Origin of the sequence: Streptomyces indicus, assembly GCF_900100315.1 — a bacterium.
In the GTDB taxonomy this organism is placed as follows: Bacteria; Actinomycetota; Actinomycetes; order Streptomycetales; family Streptomycetaceae; genus Streptomyces; species Streptomyces indicus.
The window spans coordinates 14,230-31,368 of sequence record NZ_FNFF01000011.1 but is presented as its reverse complement, the minus strand read 5'-3'; the positions used below and the strand labels follow the sequence as shown (position 1 = coordinate 31,368).

Annotated in this window: 27 protein-coding genes; all 27 read right to left on the bottom strand. The window is 65.4% G+C overall.

Features of this window, described 5'->3' with window-relative positions; translation table 11 throughout:
- Window positions 1–44 precede the first annotated feature (44 nt).
- Window positions 45–704 carry an adenylate kinase gene (locus BLT97_RS24490; RefSeq protein ID WP_093613770.1) on the bottom strand — a complete coding sequence of 220 codons (660 nt, stop codon included), beginning with the start codon at window positions 702–704 and terminating at the stop codon, window positions 45–47.
- Window positions 704–2,017 carry a preprotein translocase subunit SecY gene (gene secY / locus BLT97_RS24485; RefSeq protein ID WP_093613769.1) on the bottom strand — a complete coding sequence of 438 codons (1,314 nt, stop codon included), beginning with the start codon at window positions 2,015–2,017 and terminating at the stop codon, window positions 704–706. Before secY ends, BLT97_RS24490 begins: the two co-directional genes overlap by 1 nt.
- A gap of 241 nt (window positions 2,018–2,258) precedes the next feature.
- Entirely contained in the window at window positions 2,259–2,714 is a 456-nt protein-coding gene (gene rplO, locus BLT97_RS24480) for a 50S ribosomal protein L15 (RefSeq protein ID WP_093613768.1), read from the bottom strand.
- 2 nt (window positions 2,715–2,716) lie between these two features.
- A complete protein-coding gene (rpmD, locus tag BLT97_RS24475; protein WP_010473936.1) occupies window positions 2,717–2,899 on the bottom strand; it encodes a 50S ribosomal protein L30 in 183 nt (60 codons plus the stop codon).
- Window positions 2,899–3,504 (bottom strand): 30S ribosomal protein S5, encoded by a 606-nt coding sequence (gene rpsE / locus BLT97_RS24470; RefSeq protein WP_052580769.1) that lies wholly within the window; start codon window positions 3,502–3,504, stop codon window positions 2,899–2,901. Before rpsE ends, rpmD begins: the two co-directional genes overlap by 1 nt.
- 41 nt (window positions 3,505–3,545) lie before the next feature.
- The gene (gene rplR, locus BLT97_RS24465) at window positions 3,546–3,929 is read right to left on the bottom strand and encodes a 50S ribosomal protein L18 (protein ID WP_093613766.1); all 384 of its coding nucleotides are present in this window, start codon (window positions 3,927–3,929) and stop codon (window positions 3,546–3,548) included.
- Window positions 3,930–3,932: 3 nt separating this feature from the next.
- The gene (gene rplF / locus BLT97_RS24460) at window positions 3,933–4,472 is read right to left on the bottom strand and encodes a 50S ribosomal protein L6 (RefSeq protein ID WP_093613764.1); all 540 of its coding nucleotides are present in this window, start codon (window positions 4,470–4,472) and stop codon (window positions 3,933–3,935) included.
- A 24-nt stretch (window positions 4,473–4,496) separates the two neighbouring features.
- The gene (gene rpsH, locus BLT97_RS24455; RefSeq protein ID WP_093613762.1) at window positions 4,497–4,895 is read right to left on the bottom strand and encodes a 30S ribosomal protein S8; all 399 of its coding nucleotides are present in this window, start codon (window positions 4,893–4,895) and stop codon (window positions 4,497–4,499) included.
- Between the two features lie 213 nt (window positions 4,896–5,108).
- A complete protein-coding gene (locus tag BLT97_RS24445; RefSeq protein ID WP_003956452.1) occupies window positions 5,109–5,294 on the bottom strand; it encodes a type Z 30S ribosomal protein S14 in 186 nt (61 codons plus the stop codon).
- Window positions 5,295–5,299: 5 nt separating this feature from the next.
- Window positions 5,300–5,857, bottom strand: a complete 558-nt coding sequence (gene rplE, locus BLT97_RS24440) for a 50S ribosomal protein L5 (RefSeq protein WP_093613760.1) — start codon at window positions 5,855–5,857, stop codon at window positions 5,300–5,302.
- Window positions 5,857–6,180, bottom strand: coding sequence for a 50S ribosomal protein L24 (gene rplX, locus BLT97_RS24435; protein ID WP_093613758.1), 324 nt, complete (start codon window positions 6,178–6,180; stop codon window positions 5,857–5,859). The genes rplE and rplX overlap by 1 nt, the downstream gene beginning before the upstream one ends.
- A gap of 2 nt (window positions 6,181–6,182) precedes the next feature.
- On the bottom strand, window positions 6,183–6,551 hold the full coding sequence (rplN, locus tag BLT97_RS24430) for a 50S ribosomal protein L14 (RefSeq protein WP_093613756.1): 369 nt from the start codon (window positions 6,549–6,551) through the stop codon (window positions 6,183–6,185).
- A gap of 128 nt (window positions 6,552–6,679) precedes the next feature.
- A complete protein-coding gene (gene rpsQ / locus BLT97_RS24425) occupies window positions 6,680–6,964 on the bottom strand; it encodes a 30S ribosomal protein S17 (protein WP_018543912.1) in 285 nt (94 codons plus the stop codon).
- Window positions 6,964–7,188: a 50S ribosomal protein L29 gene (gene rpmC, locus BLT97_RS24420; RefSeq protein WP_030759371.1), complete on the bottom strand. Its 225-nt coding sequence runs from the start codon at window positions 7,186–7,188 to the stop codon at window positions 6,964–6,966. The genes rpsQ and rpmC overlap by 1 nt, the downstream gene beginning before the upstream one ends.
- A complete protein-coding gene (rplP, locus tag BLT97_RS24415; RefSeq protein ID WP_093613754.1) occupies window positions 7,188–7,607 on the bottom strand; it encodes a 50S ribosomal protein L16 in 420 nt (139 codons plus the stop codon). The genes rpmC and rplP overlap by 1 nt, the downstream gene beginning before the upstream one ends.
- Window positions 7,608–7,612: 5 nt before the next feature.
- On the bottom strand, window positions 7,613–8,449 hold the full coding sequence (rpsC, locus tag BLT97_RS24410; RefSeq protein ID WP_093613752.1) for a 30S ribosomal protein S3: 837 nt from the start codon (window positions 8,447–8,449) through the stop codon (window positions 7,613–7,615).
- A complete protein-coding gene (rplV, locus tag BLT97_RS24405) occupies window positions 8,449–8,796 on the bottom strand; it encodes a 50S ribosomal protein L22 (protein WP_041662774.1) in 348 nt (115 codons plus the stop codon). The genes rpsC and rplV overlap by 1 nt, the downstream gene beginning before the upstream one ends.
- 43 nt (window positions 8,797–8,839) lie before the next feature.
- Window positions 8,840–9,121 carry a 30S ribosomal protein S19 gene (gene rpsS / locus BLT97_RS24400; RefSeq protein WP_053759516.1) on the bottom strand — a complete coding sequence of 94 codons (282 nt, stop codon included), beginning with the start codon at window positions 9,119–9,121 and terminating at the stop codon, window positions 8,840–8,842.
- Between the two features lie 12 nt (window positions 9,122–9,133).
- Window positions 9,134–9,970: a 50S ribosomal protein L2 gene (rplB, locus tag BLT97_RS24395; RefSeq protein ID WP_093613750.1), complete on the bottom strand. Its 837-nt coding sequence runs from the start codon at window positions 9,968–9,970 to the stop codon at window positions 9,134–9,136.
- A gap of 38 nt (window positions 9,971–10,008) precedes the next feature.
- Window positions 10,009–10,329, bottom strand: coding sequence for a 50S ribosomal protein L23 (gene rplW / locus BLT97_RS24390; protein ID WP_093613748.1), 321 nt, complete (start codon window positions 10,327–10,329; stop codon window positions 10,009–10,011).
- Complete coding sequence (rplD, locus tag BLT97_RS24385; protein WP_093613746.1) at window positions 10,329–10,976, bottom strand: 50S ribosomal protein L4; 648 nt, start codon at window positions 10,974–10,976, stop codon at window positions 10,329–10,331. Before rplD ends, rplW begins: the two co-directional genes overlap by 1 nt.
- Window positions 10,977–10,983: 7 nt before the next feature.
- A complete protein-coding gene (rplC, locus tag BLT97_RS24380; RefSeq protein ID WP_093613744.1) occupies window positions 10,984–11,628 on the bottom strand; it encodes a 50S ribosomal protein L3 in 645 nt (214 codons plus the stop codon).
- 17 nt (window positions 11,629–11,645) lie between these two features.
- A complete protein-coding gene (gene rpsJ / locus BLT97_RS24375) occupies window positions 11,646–11,954 on the bottom strand; it encodes a 30S ribosomal protein S10 (protein ID WP_003948644.1) in 309 nt (102 codons plus the stop codon).
- Between the two features lie 554 nt (window positions 11,955–12,508).
- A complete protein-coding gene (gene tuf, locus BLT97_RS24370; protein WP_093613742.1) occupies window positions 12,509–13,702 on the bottom strand; it encodes an elongation factor Tu in 1,194 nt (397 codons plus the stop codon).
- A gap of 147 nt (window positions 13,703–13,849) precedes the next feature.
- A complete protein-coding gene (gene fusA, locus BLT97_RS24365) occupies window positions 13,850–15,973 on the bottom strand; it encodes an elongation factor G (RefSeq protein ID WP_093613740.1) in 2,124 nt (707 codons plus the stop codon).
- 39 nt (window positions 15,974–16,012) lie between these two features.
- Window positions 16,013–16,483, bottom strand: a complete 471-nt coding sequence (gene rpsG, locus BLT97_RS24360) for a 30S ribosomal protein S7 (protein ID WP_003974303.1) — start codon at window positions 16,481–16,483, stop codon at window positions 16,013–16,015.
- Between the two features lie 2 nt (window positions 16,484–16,485).
- Window positions 16,486–16,857 (bottom strand): 30S ribosomal protein S12, encoded by a 372-nt coding sequence (rpsL, locus tag BLT97_RS24355; RefSeq protein WP_003948652.1) that lies wholly within the window; start codon window positions 16,855–16,857, stop codon window positions 16,486–16,488.
- Window positions 16,858–17,139 lie beyond the last annotated feature (282 nt).

Genomic DNA, 17,139 nt, shown 5'->3' with positions numbered 1-17,139 from the left:
CGGCACCCGTCAGGGCACCGCGGCCGTACTACAGCTCACACACCTCAGGCGGCGTCGTCCTTGCGCAGCGCCGCCATCGCGCGCTCCGTCACCTCGGAGACGCTGCCGAGCGCCGAGATCGTCACGACCAGGCCCTGGGCCCGGTAGTGGTCGATGATCGGCTCGGTCTCACTGTGGTAGACCTCCAGGCGCCGGCGGACCGTCTCCTCGGTGTCGTCACCGCGCTGGTACAGCTCGCCGCCGCAGATGTCGCAGACACCCTCGGTCTGCGGCTGCTTGTACGCGACGTGGAACACGTGCGACGAGTCGTTGCGGCAGATGCGGCGGCCCGCGATGCGCTTGACGACCTCGTCCTCGGGGACCTCCAGGTCGAGCACCGCGTCCAGCTCCTGGCCGTCCAGCTTCAGCGCGTCGTCGAGGGCCTCGGCCTGCGACACGTTGCGCGGGAAGCCGTCGAGCAGGAAGCCGTTCGCCGCGTCGGCCTGCGCCATGCGGTCCTTGGCCATCCCGATGGTGACCTCGTCCGGCACCAGGTTGCCCGCGTCCATGTAGGACTTGGCCTTGAGGCCGAGCTCCGTGCCCTGGCTGATGTTGGCCCGGAAAAGGTCGCCCGTGGAGATGTGCGGGATCGCGAGGTTCTGGGCCAGGAACGCAGCCTGCGTTCCCTTGCCCGCACCGGGCGGTCCGACGAGGACGATACGCATCAGCGGAGGAACCCTTCGTAATTACGCTGCTGGAGCTGGCTCTCGATCTGCTTCACGGTCTCCAGACCCACACCCACGATGATGAGGATGCTCGTCCCGCCGAACGGGAAGTTCTGGTTTGCACCGAGAGGTGCCAACGCCATCGTCGGCACAAGAGCGATCAGACCCAGATACAGCGACCCCGGCCAAGTGATGCGGTTGAGCACGTAGCTCAGATACTCGGCGGTGGGACGGCCTGCCCGGATGCCCGGGATGAAGCCACCATACTTCTTCATGTTGTCGGCGACTTCTTCGGGGTTGAACGAGATGGCCACGTAGAAGAAGGCGAAGAACACGATCAGCACGAAGTACGTGGCGATGTAATACGGGTGGTCACCCTTGACGAAGTGGGCTTCGATCCACCGCTTCCACCCCGAGTCGCCGCCGGCGAACTGCGCGATGAGGGCCGGAATGTAGAGCAGCGACGAGGCGAAGATCACAGGGATGATGCCCGCCTGGTTGACCTTCAGCGGGATGTACGTCGACGTGCCGCCGTAGGACCGGCGGCCGATCATGCGCTTCGCGTACTGCACCGGGATCCGGCGCTGCGCCTGCTCGACGAAGACCACGAGGCCGACCATCGCCAGGCCCACCGCGATGACGATCGCGAACTCGATCCAGCCGTCGGCCAGCTTGCCCTGCTCCTTGATGGCCCACAGCGCGCCGATGAAGCCGGCGGCGATGGAGATGAACATCAGGATGGACATGCCGTTGCCGATGCCGCGGTCCGTGATGAGCTCGCCGAGCCACATCACGACGGCCGTACCGGCGGTCATGGTGATGACCATGACCACGGTCGTGAAGATGGACTGGTCGGGCACGATCTCGCTGCCGACGGGGCAGGTGCTGAACAGCGCACCGCTGCGCGCGGTGGCGACGAGGCCGGTGCCCTGGAGCACTGCGAGCGCGACCGTCAGATAACGCGTGTACTGCGTGATCTTCGCGGTACCCGACTGGCCCTCCTTCTTGAGGGCCTCGAGCCGCGGGATGACCACGGTCAGCAGCTGCAGGATGATGCTCGCCGTGATGTACGGCATGATGCCCAGCGCGAAGATCGTGATCTGCAGCAGCGCACCACCGCTGAACATGTTGACCAGCCCGAACAGGCCACCGGTCTTGTTGCCCTGGTCGAGACAGATCTGCACGTTCTCGTACGAGACACCGGGGATCGGGATGTGCGCACCGAGCCGGTAGATGACGATGATGCCGAGCGTGAACAGCAGCTTCTTGCGCAGGTCGGGCGTCTTGAACGCCCGGGCGAACGCGGTGAGCACGGTGCCTCCTGCGACCCCCGCGCGCGTGCGTCAGAGGTGACGGTCTTGAGGTTCGACGAATAACGAAAAGTACAACTGAGGCAAGAGCCGCACGGTTCCCAGCCCAGTGGCAGACCGCGCGGAAGCATTAACGCACGCCACCTTACCGGCGACCATGCCCCCCTAGGAACGACCAACCGGGGATGCCCCTTTTATGGGCATCCCCGGTGGGATCGTTCAAGTCAACGAGACGTCCAGTGGATCAGACGAGCTCGGTGACGGTGCCGCCGGCGGCGGCGATCTTCTCCTTGGCGGAGCCGGAGACGGCGTCGACCGTCACCTGCAGCGCCACGGAGATCTCGCCCTGGCCCAGGACCTTGACGAGGCTGTTCTTGCGCACGGCACCCTTGGCGACCAGGTCCTCGACCGTGACCTCGCCACCCTCGGGGTAGAGCGAAGCCAGCTTGTCCAGGTTCACGACCTGGAACTCGGTCTTGAACGGGTTCTTGAAGCCCTTCAGCTTCGGGAGGCGCATGTGGAGGGGCATCTGCCCACCCTCGAAGCGCTCCGGAACCTGGTAACGGGCCTTGGTGCCCTTGGTACCACGACCGGCCGTCTTACCCTTCGACGCCTCACCACGACCGACACGGGTCTTGGCGGTCTTGGCGCCGGGGGCCGGACGGAGGTTGTGGATCTTGAGCGGGTTGTTCTCCGCCATGATCAGTCGACCTCCTCGACCGTCACGAGGTGGCGGACGGTGTGCACCATGCCGCGGAACTCGGGGCGGTCCTCCTTGACGACCTGCGTGTTGATGCCCTTGAGACCAAGGGAGCGCAGGGTGTCGCGGTGGTTCTGCTTGCTGCCGATGTACGACTTCGTCTGCGTGATCTTGAGGCGAGCCATTACGCACCCGCCCCGGCACGCGCACGCAGCAGGGCGGCGGGAGCGACGTCCTCGAGCGGCAGACCGCGGCGGGCCGCGACCTCCTCGGGACGCTGCAGGCCCTTGAGGGCCGCCACCGTGGCGTGCACGATGTTGATCGCGTTGTCGGAGCCGAGCGACTTCGACAGGATGTCGTGGATACCGGCGCACTCGAGCACGGCACGCACCGGACCACCGGCGATAACACCGGTACCCGGGGACGCGGGCTTGAGCAGCACGACGCCGGCAGCCTTCTCACCCTGGATCGGGTGCGGGATGGTGCCCTGGATACGGGGGACCTTGAAGAAGTGCTTCTTGGCCTCCTCCACACCCTTGGCGATGGCGGCCGGCACCTCCTTGGCCTTGCCGTAACCGACACCCACGGTGCCGTCACCGTCGCCCACCACGACCAGCGCGGTGAAGCTGAAGCGACGACCACCCTTCACAACCTTGGCGACGCGGTTGATCGCGACAACGCGCTCAACGTACGCGGTCTTCTCGGCGGCAGCAGCGCCACCGTCGCGACCCTTCCGGTCCCGCCGCTCGCCGCCACCGGCACCGCCACTGCGGCGCTGGGGTCCAGCCATTGGAATTACCTCTCTCTGTTTCCGCTAGCTACGGAACCGACTCAGAACTTGAGTCCGGCTTCGCGGGCGGCGTCCGCCAGGGCGGCGATGCGCCCGGCGTACTGGTTACCACCACGGTCGAATACGACAGCCTCGACACCGGCGGCCTTGGCGCGCTCGGCGACCAGGGCACCGACCTGCTTGGCCTGCGAGGACTTGTCGCCCTCGCCGCCGCGGATCGTCGTGTCCAGGGTCGACGCCGACGCCAGGGTGTGACCCTTGATGTCGTCGATGACCTGGGCCACGATGTGGCGGTTCGAACGCGTCACGACCAGGCGCGGACGCTCAGCCGTACCCGAGATGTGCTTACGGATACGGATGTGACGGCGCTTGATGGCAGCACGCTTGTAAGCGTCGCCCTTAGCGATCTTCGTGCCGTATGCCATGGCTTACTTACCCGCCTTTCCGACCTTGCGGCGGATGACTTCGCCCTCGTACTTGACACCCTTGGCCTTGTACGGGTCGGGCTTGCGCAGCTTGCGGATGTTGGCCGCAACCTCGCCGACCTTCTGCTTGTCGATGCCCTCGACCGAGAACTTGGTCGGCGACTCGACCTTGAAGGAGATGCCCTCGGGCGCCTCGATCAGGATCGGGTGGCTGTAGCCGAGCGAGAACTCCAGGTTGGAGCCCTTCGCGACAACGCGGTAACCGACACCGCTGATCTCGAGCTTCTTCACGTAACCCTGGGTCACGCCGGTGATCATGTTCGCCACCAGCGTGCGGGACAGGCCGTGCAGGGCCTTGTTCTGACGCTCGTCGTTGGGACGGGTGACGTTCAGAACGCCCTCCTCGCCCTTCGCGATCGCGATCGGAGCCGCGACGGTGTGGCTCAGGGTGCCCTTGGAACCCTTCACCGTGACCGTCTGGCCGTCGATGGTGACGTCCACGCCGGCGGGAACCGTGATGGGGAGCTTGCCAATACGCGACATAGCTGTTTCCTCCGTTCCCTTCCGTTACCAGACGTAGGCGAGGACTTCTCCGCCTACGCCCTTCTTGCCGGCCTGCTTGTCGGTCAGGAGACCGTGCGACGTGGAGATGATCGCCACGCCGAGGCCACCGAGGACCTTGGGCAGGTTGGTGGACTTCGCGTAAACCCGGAGACCGGGCTTGGAGATCCGCTTGATGCCCGCGATGGAGCGCTCACGGTTCGGGCCGAACTTCAGCTCGAGGACGAGGTTCTTGCCGACCTCGGCGTCCTCGGTCTTCCAGCCGGTGATGTAGCCCTCCTGCTGGAGGATCTCCGCGATGTGGGACTTGATCTTGCTGTGCGGCATCGACACCGAGTCGTGGTACGCCGAGTTCGCGTTCCGCAGACGCGTCAGCATGTCTGCGATCGGATCAGTCATGGTCATGAATTGGCCTTCGGCCTCTCTCGCCGGGGTTTCCTGTATGCGCCATCCCTCTCCCCACACTGGGGCGGGACGGGTGCGGCGCGGGGACCTACGGCGTAGTAAGTCGTTTCAGGGCGGCAGACGCCCAACCCCACAAGCCTACGGCATGCGGAGGAGGGGTCTGCCGTCCAGAGTGCTTACCGAGAGCGCCTGGAATTCCCGAGAATTCGGGGATTACCAGGAGCTCTTGGTCACGCCCGGCAGCTCGCCACGGTGAGCCATCTCACGAAGGCACACGCGGCAGAGGCCGAACTTGCGGTACACGGAGTGCGGGCGGCCACAGCGCTGGCAGCGGGTGTAGGCACGCACACCGAACTTGGGCTTGCGAGCAGCCTTGGCAATCAGAGCCTTCTTCGCCATCTCGCTCACGCCTCCTTGAACGGGAAGCCGAGGTGACGCAGAAGGGCACGGCCCTCGTCGTCGTTGGTCGCCGTGGTGACCACGGTGATGTCCATACCCCGGGTACGGTCGATCTTGTCCTGGTCGATCTCGTGGAACATGACCTGCTCGGTGAGACCGAAGGTGTAGTTGCCACGGCCGTCGAACTGCTTGGGGGACAGACCACGGAAGTCGCGGATGCGCGGCAGCGCGAGCGACAGGGTGCGGTCCAGGAACTCCCACATGCGGTCGCCACGGAGCGTGACGTGGGCACCGATCGGCTGACCCTCACGCAGCTTGAACTGCGCGATGGACTTGCGGGCCTTGGTGACGGCCGGCTTCTGACCGGTGATCGTGGTGAGGTCGCGGATGGCGCCCTCGATCAGCTTGGAGTCGCGGGCGGCGTCGCCCACACCCATGTTGACCACGATCTTGACGAGGCCGGGAACCTGCATGACGTTCTCGTACGAGAACTCCTCAAGCAGCTTGCCCTTGATCTCCTCGCGGTACTTCGTCTTGAGACGCGGAGTGGTGGTGGTCGTCATCAGATGTCCTCACCCGTCCGCTTGGCAACGCGGATCTTGTTGCCCTCGTCGTCGAAGCGGTAACCGACGCGGGTCACGACCTTGCTGCCGTCCTTCTCAACGACCAGCTGGACGTTGGAGACGTGGATCGGCGCCTCGGTGGTGATGATGCCGCCGGCCTGCGAACCGCTGGCGGTCGGACCGGCCTTGGTGTGCTTCTTGACCCGGTTGACACCCTCGACCAGGACGCGCTCCTCGCGCGGGTAAGCGGCAATGACCTTGCCCTGCTTGCCCTTGTCCTTACCGGTGATGACCTGGACCAGGTCGCCCTTCTTGATCTTCATGCTTACAGCACCTCCGGCGCGAGCGAGATGATCTTCATGAACTTCTTCTCGCGCAGCTCACGGCCGACCGGGCCGAAGATACGGGTGCCACGAGGGTCGCCGTCGTTCTTCAGAATGACGGCGGCGTTCTCGTCGAAGCGGATGTACGAGCCGTCCGGACGGCGGCGCTCCTTGACGGTGCGAACGATGACCGCCTTGACGACGTCACCCTTCTTCACATTGCCGCCGGGGATCGCGTCCTTGACGGTGGCGACGATGACGTCGCCGATGCCCGCGTAGCGGCGACCCGAGCCACCGAGCACACGGATGCAAAGGATTTCCTTCGCACCAGTGTTGTCGGCGACCTTGAGTCGCGACTCCTGCTGGATCACGTCTATCTCCTGTTTGTCTGCCGGTTCCCCCGGGGCAGTTCACGGAACTGCCCCGGGAGCCTGGCGGAACGAACCCAGAGGGAGACCCCTCTAGGCAGTACTTGCCGGAATTCCCTTACGGGAATTGCCTACTTGGCCTTCTCGAGGATCTCGACGACGCGCCAGCGCTTCGTCGCGGACAGCGGCCGGGTCTCCATGAGGAGGACGCGGTCGCCGACACCCGCGGCGTTCTGCTCGTCGTGTGCCTTGAGCTTGTTCGTACGGCGGATGACCTTGCCGTACAGCGCGTGCTTCACGCGGTCCTCGACGGCGACGACGACGGTCTTGTCCATCTTGTCGCTGACGACGAGACCCTCACGGGTCTTGCGGAAGCCACGGGCCTCAGCGTTCTCAGTCACGTTCTTCTCGCTCATCAGGCGTTCTCCACCGTCTCGATGCCCAGCTCACGCTCGCGCATCAGGGTGTAGATCCGCGCGATGTCCTTGCGGACCGCCTTCAGACGGCCATGGTTTTCAAGCTGCCCGGTCGCCGCCTGGAAGCGGAGGTTGAACAGCTCTTCCTTGGCCTCGCGGAGCTTGGCGACAAGCTCCTCGTTGCCCAGCTCGCGCAGCTCGGACGCCTTGGTACCGGCCGACATCACGCTTCACCTGCCTCGCGCTTGACGATCCGGCACTTCATCGGCAGCTTGTGGGCTGCGCGAGTCAGGGCCTCACGGGCGATCTTCTCGTTGGGGTACGACAGCTCGAACATCACGCGTCCGGGCTTGACGTTGGCCACCCACCACTCCGGCGAACCCTTACCGGAACCCATGCGGGTCTCGGCAGGCTTCTTGGTGAGGGGGCGGTCCGGGTAGATGTTGATCCAGACCTTGCCGCCACGCTTGATGTGACGGGTCATCGCGATACGCGCGGCCTCGATCTGACGGTTGGTGACGTACGCCGGCGTGAGCGCCTGGATGCCGTACTCACCGAACGCAACCTGCGTGCCACCCTTGCTCATGCCCGAGCGCTTGGGGTGGTGCTGCTTGCGGTGCTTGACCCGACGGGGGATCAGCATGGTGGTCAGGCCTCCGTTCCGGTGCTCTCAGCAGCCGGAGCAGCGGCAGCGTCAGCCTTGGGGGCTTCGGCGGCCGGAGCCGTCTGCTGTGCGGGCTTGCGGCCGCGGCCGCCGCGCTCGCCACCGCGGCCACCACGGCCAGCGGGGCGGTCGCCAGCACCACGGGCCGGGCGGTTACCCGCACGGGCCGCAGCGTTCTCGGCGCGAACCTCAGCGATGTTCTTGACGTCGCCCTTGTAGATCCAGACCTTCACGCCGATACGGCCGAAGGTGGTCTTGGCCTCGAAGAAGCCGTAGTCGACGTTCGCGCGCAGCGTGTGCAGCGGCACACGACCCTCGCGGTAGAACTCCGAACGGCTCATCTCGGCGCCGCCGAGACGGCCACCACACTGGATCTTGATGCCCTTGGCGCCGGCCTTCATGGCGGACTGCATGCTCTTGCGCATGGCCCGACGGAAGGAGACGCGGGAGGACAGCTGCTCGGCAACGGCCTGGGCAACCAGCTGAGCGTCGGTCTCGGGGTTCTTGACCTCGAGGATGTTCAGCTGGACCTGCTTGCCGGTGAGCTTCTCGAGGTCACCGCGGATGCGGTCGGCCTCGGCGCCACGGCGGCCGATGACGATGCCCGGGCGGGCGGTGTGGATGTCCACGCGGACACGGTCACGGGTGCGCTCGATCTCAACCTTCGAGATACCGGCGCGCTCCATGCCGGACGTCATCATCCGACGGATGGCGACGTCTTCCTTGACGTAGTCCTTGTACAGCTTGTCGGCGTACCAACGCGACTTGAAGTCGGTCGTGACACCGAGCCGGAACCCGTGCGGGTTTACCTTCTGGCCCATTACCGGGTTCCTTCCTTGCTGCTGACGACCACGGTGATGTGGCTGGTCCGCTTGCGGATCCGGTAGGCACGGCCCTGAGCACGCGGACGGAACCGCTTCAGGGTCGGACCCTCGTCCACAAACGCCTCGCTGATGTACAGCGAAGAGGCGTCGGAGTGGTCGTAGTTGTGCGCGGCGTTGGCGATGGCGCTGTCGAGCACCTTGCCAACGGGAACCGAGGCTGCCTGCGGAGCGAATCGCAGGACGGCCTGGGCCTCCGTGGCGTCCATGCCACGGATGAGGTCCACCACGCGGCGGGCCTTCATGGGCGTGACGCGGATGTACCGCGCCTGGGCCCTGGCTTCCATGGTTGTCCCTTCAGTTTCTTACGTGTCTGAATGCGATCCGCTACTAGCGGCGCTTCGACTTCCGGTCGTCCTTGACGTGACCCCGGAAGGTACGCGTCGGCGAGAACTCGCCGAGCTTGTGGCCGACCATCGACTCGGTGACGAACACCGGGATGTGGGTCTTGCCGTTGTGCACCGCAAGCGTGTGGCCGAGCATGGCCGGCACGATCATGGAGCGACGGGACCAGGTCTTGATGACGTTCTTGGTGCCGGCTTCGTTCTGGGCGTCCACCTTCTTCATCAGGTGGTCGTCGACGAAGGGCCCCTTCTTCAGGCTACGAGGCATCTCAACCCGTCCTTAGCGCTTCTTGTTCGTCTTGCGGCGGCGGACGATGTACTTGTTCGACGCCTTCTTGGGCGAACGAGTACGGCCTTCCTTCTGACCCCAGGGCGAGACCGGGTGGCGACCACCGGAGGTCTTGCCTTCACCACCACCGTGGGGGTGGTCAACCGGGTTCATGACGACACCGCGCACGGTCGGGCGGACGCCCTTCCAGCGCATACGGCCGGCCTTGCCCCAGTTGATGTTGCTCTGCTCGGCGTTGCCGACCTCGCCGACCGTCGCGCGGCAGCGCGCGTCGACCAGGCGGATCTCGCCGGAGGGCATGCGGAGGTGGGCCATGGTGCCCTCCTTCGCGAGGAGCTGCACCGAGGCACCCGCGGAGCGGGCGAACTTGGCGCCGCCACCGGGACGGAGCTCGATGGCGTGGATCGTCGTACCCACGGGGATGTTGCGCAGCGCGAGGTTGTTGCCCGGCTTGATGTCGGCCGTCGGGCCGTTCTCAACCCGGTCGCCCTGCTGCAGACCGCGCGGCGCGATGATGTAGCGCTTCTCGCCGTCGGCGTAGTGCAGCAGCGCGATACGCGCGGTGCGGTTGGGGTCGTACTCGATGTGCGCGACCTTCGCCGGCACGCCGTCCTTGTCGTGACGACGGAAGTCGATCACGCGGTAGGCGCGCTTGTGGCCACCACCCTGGTGGCGGACGGTCACACGACCGGTGTTGTTACGGCCGCCCTTGCTGTGCAGCGGGCGGACCAGCGACTTCTCCGGCGTGGACCGCGTGATCTCGACGAAGTCGGCGACGCTGGAGCCACGACGGCCCGGCGTAGTCGGCTTGTACTTGCGGATTCCCATTTCTCAGTCCTCGTCCGATATTCGGACCAGGGTCTCCGTTAGGAGGCCTGGCCGAAGATGTCGATACGGTCGCCCTCAGCGAGGGTCACGATCGCGCGCTTGGTGTTGGCACGCTTGCCGAAACCCGTGCGGGTGCGCTTGCGCTTGCCCTGGCGGTTGATCGTGTTCACGCCGGTGACCTTGACCGAGAAGACCGCCTCGACGGCCTGCTTGATCTGGGTCTTGTTGGCGGTGGGCGCGACGATGAACGTGTACTTGTTCTCGTCGAGCAGCGCGTAGCTCTTCTCCGAGACGACCGGCTTGACGAGGATGTCGCGCGGGTCGGAGAAGGTCTTGCTGGTGATCGTGGCCTCGGACATCAGGCCTCGCTCCCTTCGGTGTCAGCCTTGGGGCCGGCGACGAAGGAGTCGAAGGCGGCCTTGGTGAAGACCACGTCGTCCGAAACGAGCACGTCGTACGTGTTCAGCTGGCCCGGCTCCAGGATGTGGACCTGGGGCAGGTTGCGAGCGGACAGCAGAGCGGCCTCGTCCTCGCGGGTGATGACCAGGAGCACGTTCTTGCGCTCGCTGACCTTGCCCAGGAGGGTCTTGGCGGCCTTGGTGCTGATGTCGCCCTCAACCACGCCGGACACGACGTGGATGCGGTTGTGGCGGGCCCGGTCGGTGAGGGCACCGCGCAGGGCGGCGGCCTTCATCTTCTTCGGGGTCCGCTGCGAGTAGTCACGCGGCACGGGGCCGTGGACGACGCCACCACCGGCGAACTGCGGCGCACGGGTCGAACCCTGACGGGCGCGGCCGGTGCCCTTCTGGCGGTACGGCTTCTTGCCGCCACCACGGACTTCGCCGCGGGTCTTGGTCTTGTGCGTGCCCTGGCGGGCAGCGGCCAGCTGCGCGACGACGACCTGGTGGATCAGCGGAACGCTGACCTTCGCGTCGAAGATCTCCGAAGGGAGCTCGACGGTCCCGGCCTTGTCGCCTGCCGGCGAAAGGATGTCAATGGTGCTCATCGGTTCCTCAAACCCCCTTGGCCGCGGTGCGGACCAGGACGAGGCCACCGTTGGGGCCGGGGACGGCGCCCTTGATGAGCAGCAGACCCTTCTCGGCGTCAACGGCGTGGACGGTCAGGTTCTGGGTGGTGACCCGCTCGTTGCCCATGCGGCCCGCCATGCGCATGCCCTTGAAGACACGGCCGGGGGTGGCACAGCCACCGATGGAACCGGGCTTGCGGTGGATGCGCTTGGCACCGTGGGAAGCCTTGCCACCCTTGAAGTTGTGGCGCTTCATGACACCGGCGAAGCCCTTGCCCTTGCTCTTACCGGTCACGTCGACCTTGACGCCGGACTCGAAGGTCTCAGCGGTGAGCTCCTGGCCGAGGGTGTACTCGGAAGCGTCCGAGGTACGGATCTCGACGAGGTGGCGGCGGGGGGTCACGTCGGCCTTGGCGAAGTGGCCCTTGAGGGGCTTGTTCACCTTGCGCGGGTCGATCTCGCCGAAGGCGATCTGGACCGACTCGTAGCCGTCGCTGTCGTTCGTACGGACCTGGGTCACGACGCAGGGGCCGGCCTTGACGACGGTCACGGGGACGATGCGGTTGTTCTCGTCCCAGACCTGCGTCATGCCGAGCTTCTCGCCCAGGATGCCCTTGATCTGCTTAGCCATTCTCAGATCACCAGCCCTTAGAGCTTGATCTCGATGTCGACACCGGCCGGGAGGTCGAGTCGCATCAGAGAGTCAACGGTCTTGGGGGTCGGGTCGAGAATGTCGATCAGGCGCTTGTGCGTGCGCATCTCGAAGTGCTCGCGCGAGTCCTTGTACTTGTGCGGCGACTTGATGACGCAGTACACGTTCTTCTCGGTGGGGAGCGGCACCGGGCCCGCGACCGACGCACCAGTACGGGTCACCGTCTCGACGATCTTCTTCGCCGAGGAGTCGATGACCTCGTGGTCGTAGGCCTTGAGCCGGATGCGGATCTTCTGTCCCGCCATGGCTACTCAGTAGTCCTGTCTCTAGTAAACGCTCTGGAACCCGGGGGCTCTGTGGACTCTTTCTCCGACCCACGCGGTCGGGCGTGTCGCAACCGCACTGACACAGATCTCCCGAAGGATTTCCCTGCTAGGGGGTCACGGCCGCCGAGGACCGCAGTGGCGGGGAAAGAACACCCACCGGGCGCCTGGCCGAGCAACAGCACTGCACTTCCCGGAAGATTCCCGTACGTCCGCCCCAGCGCTGCCACGGATGGCAGTTAAGGCGACGAGTACTGTGGGACTCGCTTCCGGTCCTCCCGGCGGGAGGCGCGCAGCATCGGCACTCAACCGAGCAACCTGGATAGTGTGCCATACGGGTTGCATCGGACGCCAATCGGGCCGAGAAGCGTACCCCCGCGGGCCCGCTTGTCAAACCCGGATCACGATTCCCGTATGACCAAGGTCTCCCCCGGCCCCTGAGAAACCGGGCCGGAAAAGGCCGGAGCCCCCGTACACCCGGAAGGTGTACGGGGGCTCCGGTTTCGAGCTGGAAGCTCAGGTACCGCGATCGACAATTACTTGTTGATCTTGGTGACCTGGCCGGCGCCCACGGTGCGGCCACCCTCACGGATGGCGAACTTCAGGCCCTCTTCCATGGCGACGGGCTGGATGAGCTCCACCTTCATCTCGGTGTTGTCACCCGGCATGACCATCTCGGTGCCCTCGGGGAGGGTCACGACGCCGGTCACGTCCGTCGTACGGAAGTAGAACTGCGGGCGGTAGTTGTTGAAGAACGGGGTGTGACGGCCACCCTCGTCCTTCGACAGGATGTAGGCCTGGGCCTCGAACTCGGTGTGCGGCGTGACCGAACCGGGCTTGATGATGACCTGGCCGCGCTCGACGTCCTCGCGCTTGATGCCACGGAGGAGCAGACCGACGTTCTCACCGGCCTGGCCCTCGTCGAGCAGCTTGCGGAACATCTCGATGCCGGTGACCGTGGTGGTGGTCTTCTCCTGCTTGATACCGATGATGTCCACGGTCTCGTTGACCTTGAGGACACCGCGCTCGATACGGCCGGTGACGACGGTGCCACGACCGGTGATCGTGAAGACGTCCTCGATCGGCATCAGGAACGGCTTGTCGACGTCACGCTCGGGCTGCGGGATGGACTCGTCGACGGCCTTCATCAGGTCGAGGACGGACTTGCCCCACTCGGCGTCGCCCTCGAGCGCCTTGAGCGCCGAGACCTTGACGACCGGGACGTCGTCGCCCGGGAACTCGTACTCGGAGAGGAGCTCACGGACCTCGAGCTCGACGAGCTCCAGGATCTCCTCGTCGTCCACCATGTCGGCCTTGTTCAGGGCGACGACGATGTACGGAACGCCGACCTGGCGGGCCAGGAGCACGTGCTCCTTGGTCTGCGGCATCGGGCCGTCGGTGGCGGCGACCACGAGGATGGCGCCGTCCATCTGGGCAGCACCGGTGATCATGTTCTTGATGTAGTCGGCGTGACCCGGGCAGTCGACGTGCGCGTAGTGACGCGTCTCCGTCTGGTACTCGACGTGCGCGATGGAGATGGTGATACCGCGCTGGCGCTCCTCAGGAGCCTTGTCGATCTGGTCGAAGGCCGAGGCCTCGTTCAGGTCCGGGTACGCGTCGTGCAGCACCTTGGTAATGGCGGCCGTGAGGGTCGTCTTACCGTGGTCGATGTGACCGATGGTGCCGATGTTGACGTGCGGCTTAGTCCGCTCGAACTTCGCCTTCGCCACTGGGTCCTCCTGTGGAGTGGTTCTGGTACGCCTTACTCATCGGCGCCAGGTGATCTTTGCTGGGATGCCAGCCGCCGGGGTTCGCCCCTGGACGGGGTCGAAACCCCCGGCGGATGGTGTCAAGCCTAAAGCGTGAAACCTAGTGGTTTATTCGCCCTTGGCCTTCGCGATGATCTCCTCGGCGACGTTCCGCGGAACCTCGGCGTAGGAGTCGAACTGCATCGAGTAGCTTGCGCGACCCGAGGTCTTGCTGCGGAGGTCTCCGACGTAGCCGAACATCTCCGAAAGCGGCACGAGGCCCTTCACGACGCGGGCGCCGCTGCGCTCCTCCATGGCCTGGATCTGGCCACGGCGGGAGTTGATGTCACCGATGACTTCACCCATGTAGTCCTCGGGCGTGACGACCTCGACGGCCATCATCGGCTCGAGCAGCACAGGGCTGGCCTTGCGCGCGGCCTCCTTGAAGGCCTGCGAACCGGCGATCTTGAACGCGAGCTCGGAGGAGTCGACCTCGTGGAAGGCACCGTCGAGAAGAATGACGCGGACGCCCGTCATCTCGTAGCCGGCCAGGATGCCGAACTGCATGGCCTCCTGCGCACCCGCGTCCACCGACGGGATGTACTCCCGGGGGATGCGGCCACCGGTGACCTTGTTCACGAACTCGTAGCTGTCGCCGCCCTCGATGGGCTCGATCGCGATCTGCACCTTGGCGAACTGACCGGTACCACCGGTCTGCTTCTTGTGGGTGTAGTCCACGCGCTCGACGGCCTTGCGGATCGTCTCGCGGTACGCGACCTGCGGCTTGCCGACGTTCGCCTCGACCTTGAACTCGCGACGCATACGGTCGACGAGGACGTCGAGGTGGAGCTCGCCCATACCACCGATGATGGTCTGGCCGGTCTCCTCGTCCGAGTGCACCTGGAAGGAGGGGTCCTCCTCCGCGAGACGCTGGATGGCGACACCCAGCTTCTCCTGGTCACCCTTGGACTTGGGCTCGATGGCGACCTGGATGACCGGGGCCGGGAAGTCCATGGACTCCAGGATGACCGGGGCCTTCTCGTCGCACAGCGTCTCACCGGTGGTGGTCTGCTTCAGGCCCATGACGGCGACGATGTCGCCGGCGCCCACCGAGTCGATCTCCTCACGCTTGTTCGCGTGCATACGGTAGATCTTGCCGATGCGCTCCTTCTTGCCCTTGACGGAGTTCAGCACCGAGGTGCCGGCGTCCAGGCGACCCGAGTAGACCCGGATGAAGGTGAGCTTGCCCAGGTGCGGGTCGGAAGCGATCTTGAACGCGAGGGCCGCGAGCGGCTCCTCGTCGCTCGGCTTGCGCTTCACGACGACCTCGGCGTCCTTGACGTCGTGGCCCTCGATGGCCTCGACGTCCAGGGGGGAGGGCAGGTAGCGCACGACCGCGTCGAGCAGGGGCTGAACACCCTTGTTCTTGAACGCGGTACCGCAGAACACGGGGGTGACCGTGGTCTCGCCGCCCTTGCCCGAGGCGATGGTGATACGACGGATCGCGGCGTACAGCTGCTCCACCGAGGGCTCCTGGCCCTCGAGGTACAGCTCCATGATCTCTTCGTCGTTCTCGGCGACCGTCTCGAGGAGCTTGCCGCGCCACTCGTCGGCGGCCTCGGTGTGCGTGGCCGGGATGTCGACGGTGTCGTAGGCCTCGCCCTTGGCGGCCTCGGCCGACCAGACGTACGCCTTCATCGTGACGAGGTCGACGACACCCTGGAAGTCGGCCTCGGCACCGATGGGGAGCTGCATGACGATCGGGGTGGCGCCGAGGCGGTCCACGATCATGTCGACGCAGCGGTGGAACTCGGCGCCCGTACGGTCCAGCTTGTTGACGAAGCAGATACGCGGAACGCCGTAGCGGTCCGCCTGACGCCAGACAGTCTCGGACTGGGGCTCGACGCCGGCCACGCCGTCGAACACGGTCACAGCACCGTCGAGCACACGCAGGGAGCGCTCCACCTCAACGGTGAAGTCGACGTGACCCGGGGTGTCGATGATGTTGATCGTGTGGTCGACGTTCTCGAGCGGCCAGTGGCAGGTGGTGGCAGCAGACGTGATCGTGATGCCACGCTCCTGCTCCTGCTCCATCCAGTCCATCGTGGCAGCGCCGTCGTGGACCTCACCGATCTTGTAAGAGACGCCGGTGTAGAACAGGATCCGCTCGGTGGTGGTCGTCTTACCCGCGTCGATGTGGGCCATGATGCCGATGTTGCGCACCTTGGCCAGGTCAAGCGAAGTGGTAGCCATAAGGCTTCAGTCTTCTCTCGGTCTCGATGTGGGCTGCGACTACCAGCGGTAGTGCGCGAAGGCCTTGTTGGACTCGGCCATCTTGTGCGTGTCCTCGCGCTTCTTCACAGCGGCACCGAGGCCGTTGGAGGCGTCGAGGAGCTCGTTGAGGAGACGCTCGGTCATGGTCTTCTCGCGACGGGCGCGGGAGTAACCGACCAGCCAGCGCAGCGCCAGGGTGTTGGCACGGCCGGGCTTGACCTCAATCGGCACCTGGTAGGTCGCGCCACCGACACGGCGGGACTTGACCTCGAGGGTCGGCTTGATGTTCTCGAGCGCGCGCTTCAGCGTGATGACCGGGTCGTTGCCCGTCTTCTCACGCAGACCCTCCATGGCGCCGTAGACGATGCGCTCGGCGGTGGAGCGCTTGCCGTTCAGCAGAACCTTGTTGATGAGGGAGGTCACCAGAGGAGAACCGTAGACCGGGTCGATGATGACCGGGCGCTTCGGGGCGGGGCCCTTACGAGGCATTCTTACTTCTCCTTCTTGGCGCCGTAGCGGGAACGAGCCTGCTTACGGTTCTTGACGCCCTGCGTGTCCAGGGAACCGCGGATGATCTTGTAGCGAACACCCGGCAGGTCCTTCACACGGCCACCGCGCACGAGCACGATGGAGTGCTCCTGCAGGTTGTGGCCCTCACCCGGGATGTAAGCGGTGACCTCGATGCCAGAGGTCAGGCGAACACGCGCGACCTTCCGCAGCGCCGAGTTCGGCTTCTTGGGGGTGGTGGTGAAGACACGCGTGCAGACGCCGCGACGCTGGGGCGAACCCTCGAGTGCGGGCGTCTTGTTCTTCTCGACCTTGTCCTGCCGGCCCTTGCGGACCAGCTGCTGGATCGTAGGCACTACTTCTCCGGTTTCTGTGTGCCGTCATAAAGCTAACCTGGAACTTCTCCGACCCACGCGGTCGGGTGTGTCGCGCACTGCAGGCTCCCGCCATACGGCGAGGAGGGCACAGATTGCGGCGTGGCCCTTAGAGAGGCTCATCGCGCGGACGTAGGCACGCGCACGAGCCAGGGCACACCCCAGGCACAAGGTCTGAGCGTACCTATCGCATCGGCTCCGGTCAAAACAACTGCACGCGCACAGGCACACCCGCTCGGCACCATACGACACAGGGCGGCCACC

Coding starts and splice junctions, on each gene's coding strand:
- rplO (WP_093613768.1), bottom strand. CDS start 2,714: ATGGCGGAGAACAACCCGCTCAAGATCCACAACCTCCGTCCGGCCCCC.
- rplC (WP_093613744.1), bottom strand. CDS start 11,628: ATGGCTAAGCAGATCAAGGGCATCCTGGGCGAGAAGCTCGGCATGACG.
- rplF (WP_093613764.1), bottom strand. CDS start 4,472: ATGTCGCGTATTGGCAAGCTCCCCATCACGGTTCCCGCCGGCGTGGAC.
- rpsJ (WP_003948644.1), bottom strand. CDS start 11,954: ATGGCGGGACAGAAGATCCGCATCCGGCTCAAGGCCTACGACCACGAG.
- rplE (WP_093613760.1), bottom strand. CDS start 5,857: ATGACGACCACCACCACTCCGCGTCTCAAGACGAAGTACCGCGAGGAG.
- rpmD (WP_010473936.1), bottom strand. CDS start 2,899: ATGGCTCGCCTCAAGATCACGCAGACGAAGTCGTACATCGGCAGCAAG.
- rpsE (WP_052580769.1), bottom strand. CDS start 3,504: ATGGCTGGACCCCAGCGCCGCAGTGGCGGTGCCGGTGGCGGCGAGCGG.
- rpsG (WP_003974303.1), bottom strand. CDS start 16,483: ATGCCTCGTAAGGGCCCCGCCCCGAAGCGCCCGGTCATCATCGACCCG.
- rpsH (WP_093613762.1), bottom strand. CDS start 4,895: ATGACCATGACTGATCCGATCGCAGACATGCTGACGCGTCTGCGGAAC.
- BLT97_RS24490 (WP_093613770.1), bottom strand. CDS start 704: ATGCGTATCGTCCTCGTCGGACCGCCCGGTGCGGGCAAGGGAACGCAG.
- rpmC (WP_030759371.1), bottom strand. CDS start 7,188: ATGTCGGCCGGTACCAAGGCGTCCGAGCTGCGCGAGCTGGGCAACGAG.
- rpsC (WP_093613752.1), bottom strand. CDS start 8,449: ATGGGCCAGAAGGTAAACCCGCACGGGTTCCGGCTCGGTGTCACGACC.
- fusA (WP_093613740.1), bottom strand. CDS start 15,973: ATGGCTACCACTTCGCTTGACCTGGCCAAGGTGCGCAACATCGGCATC.
- rplV (WP_041662774.1), bottom strand. CDS start 8,796: ATGGAAGCCAGGGCCCAGGCGCGGTACATCCGCGTCACGCCCATGAAG.
- rplD (WP_093613746.1), bottom strand. CDS start 10,976: ATGAGCACCATTGACATCCTTTCGCCGGCAGGCGACAAGGCCGGGACC.
- rpsS (WP_053759516.1), bottom strand. CDS start 9,121: ATGCCTCGTAGCCTGAAGAAGGGGCCCTTCGTCGACGACCACCTGATG.
- rplP (WP_093613754.1), bottom strand. CDS start 7,607: ATGCTGATCCCCCGTCGGGTCAAGCACCGCAAGCAGCACCACCCCAAG.
- rplW (WP_093613748.1), bottom strand. CDS start 10,329: ATGTCCGAGGCCACGATCACCAGCAAGACCTTCTCCGACCCGCGCGAC.
- rplX (WP_093613758.1), bottom strand. CDS start 6,180: ATGAAGATCAAGAAGGGCGACCTGGTCCAGGTCATCACCGGTAAGGAC.
- BLT97_RS24445 (WP_003956452.1), bottom strand. CDS start 5,294: ATGGCGAAGAAGGCTCTGATTGCCAAGGCTGCTCGCAAGCCCAAGTTC.
- rpsQ (WP_018543912.1), bottom strand. CDS start 6,964: ATGAGCGAGAAGAACGTGACTGAGAACGCTGAGGCCCGTGGCTTCCGC.
- rplR (WP_093613766.1), bottom strand. CDS start 3,929: ATGGCATACGGCACGAAGATCGCTAAGGGCGACGCTTACAAGCGTGCT.
- rplB (WP_093613750.1), bottom strand. CDS start 9,970: ATGGGAATCCGCAAGTACAAGCCGACTACGCCGGGCCGTCGTGGCTCC.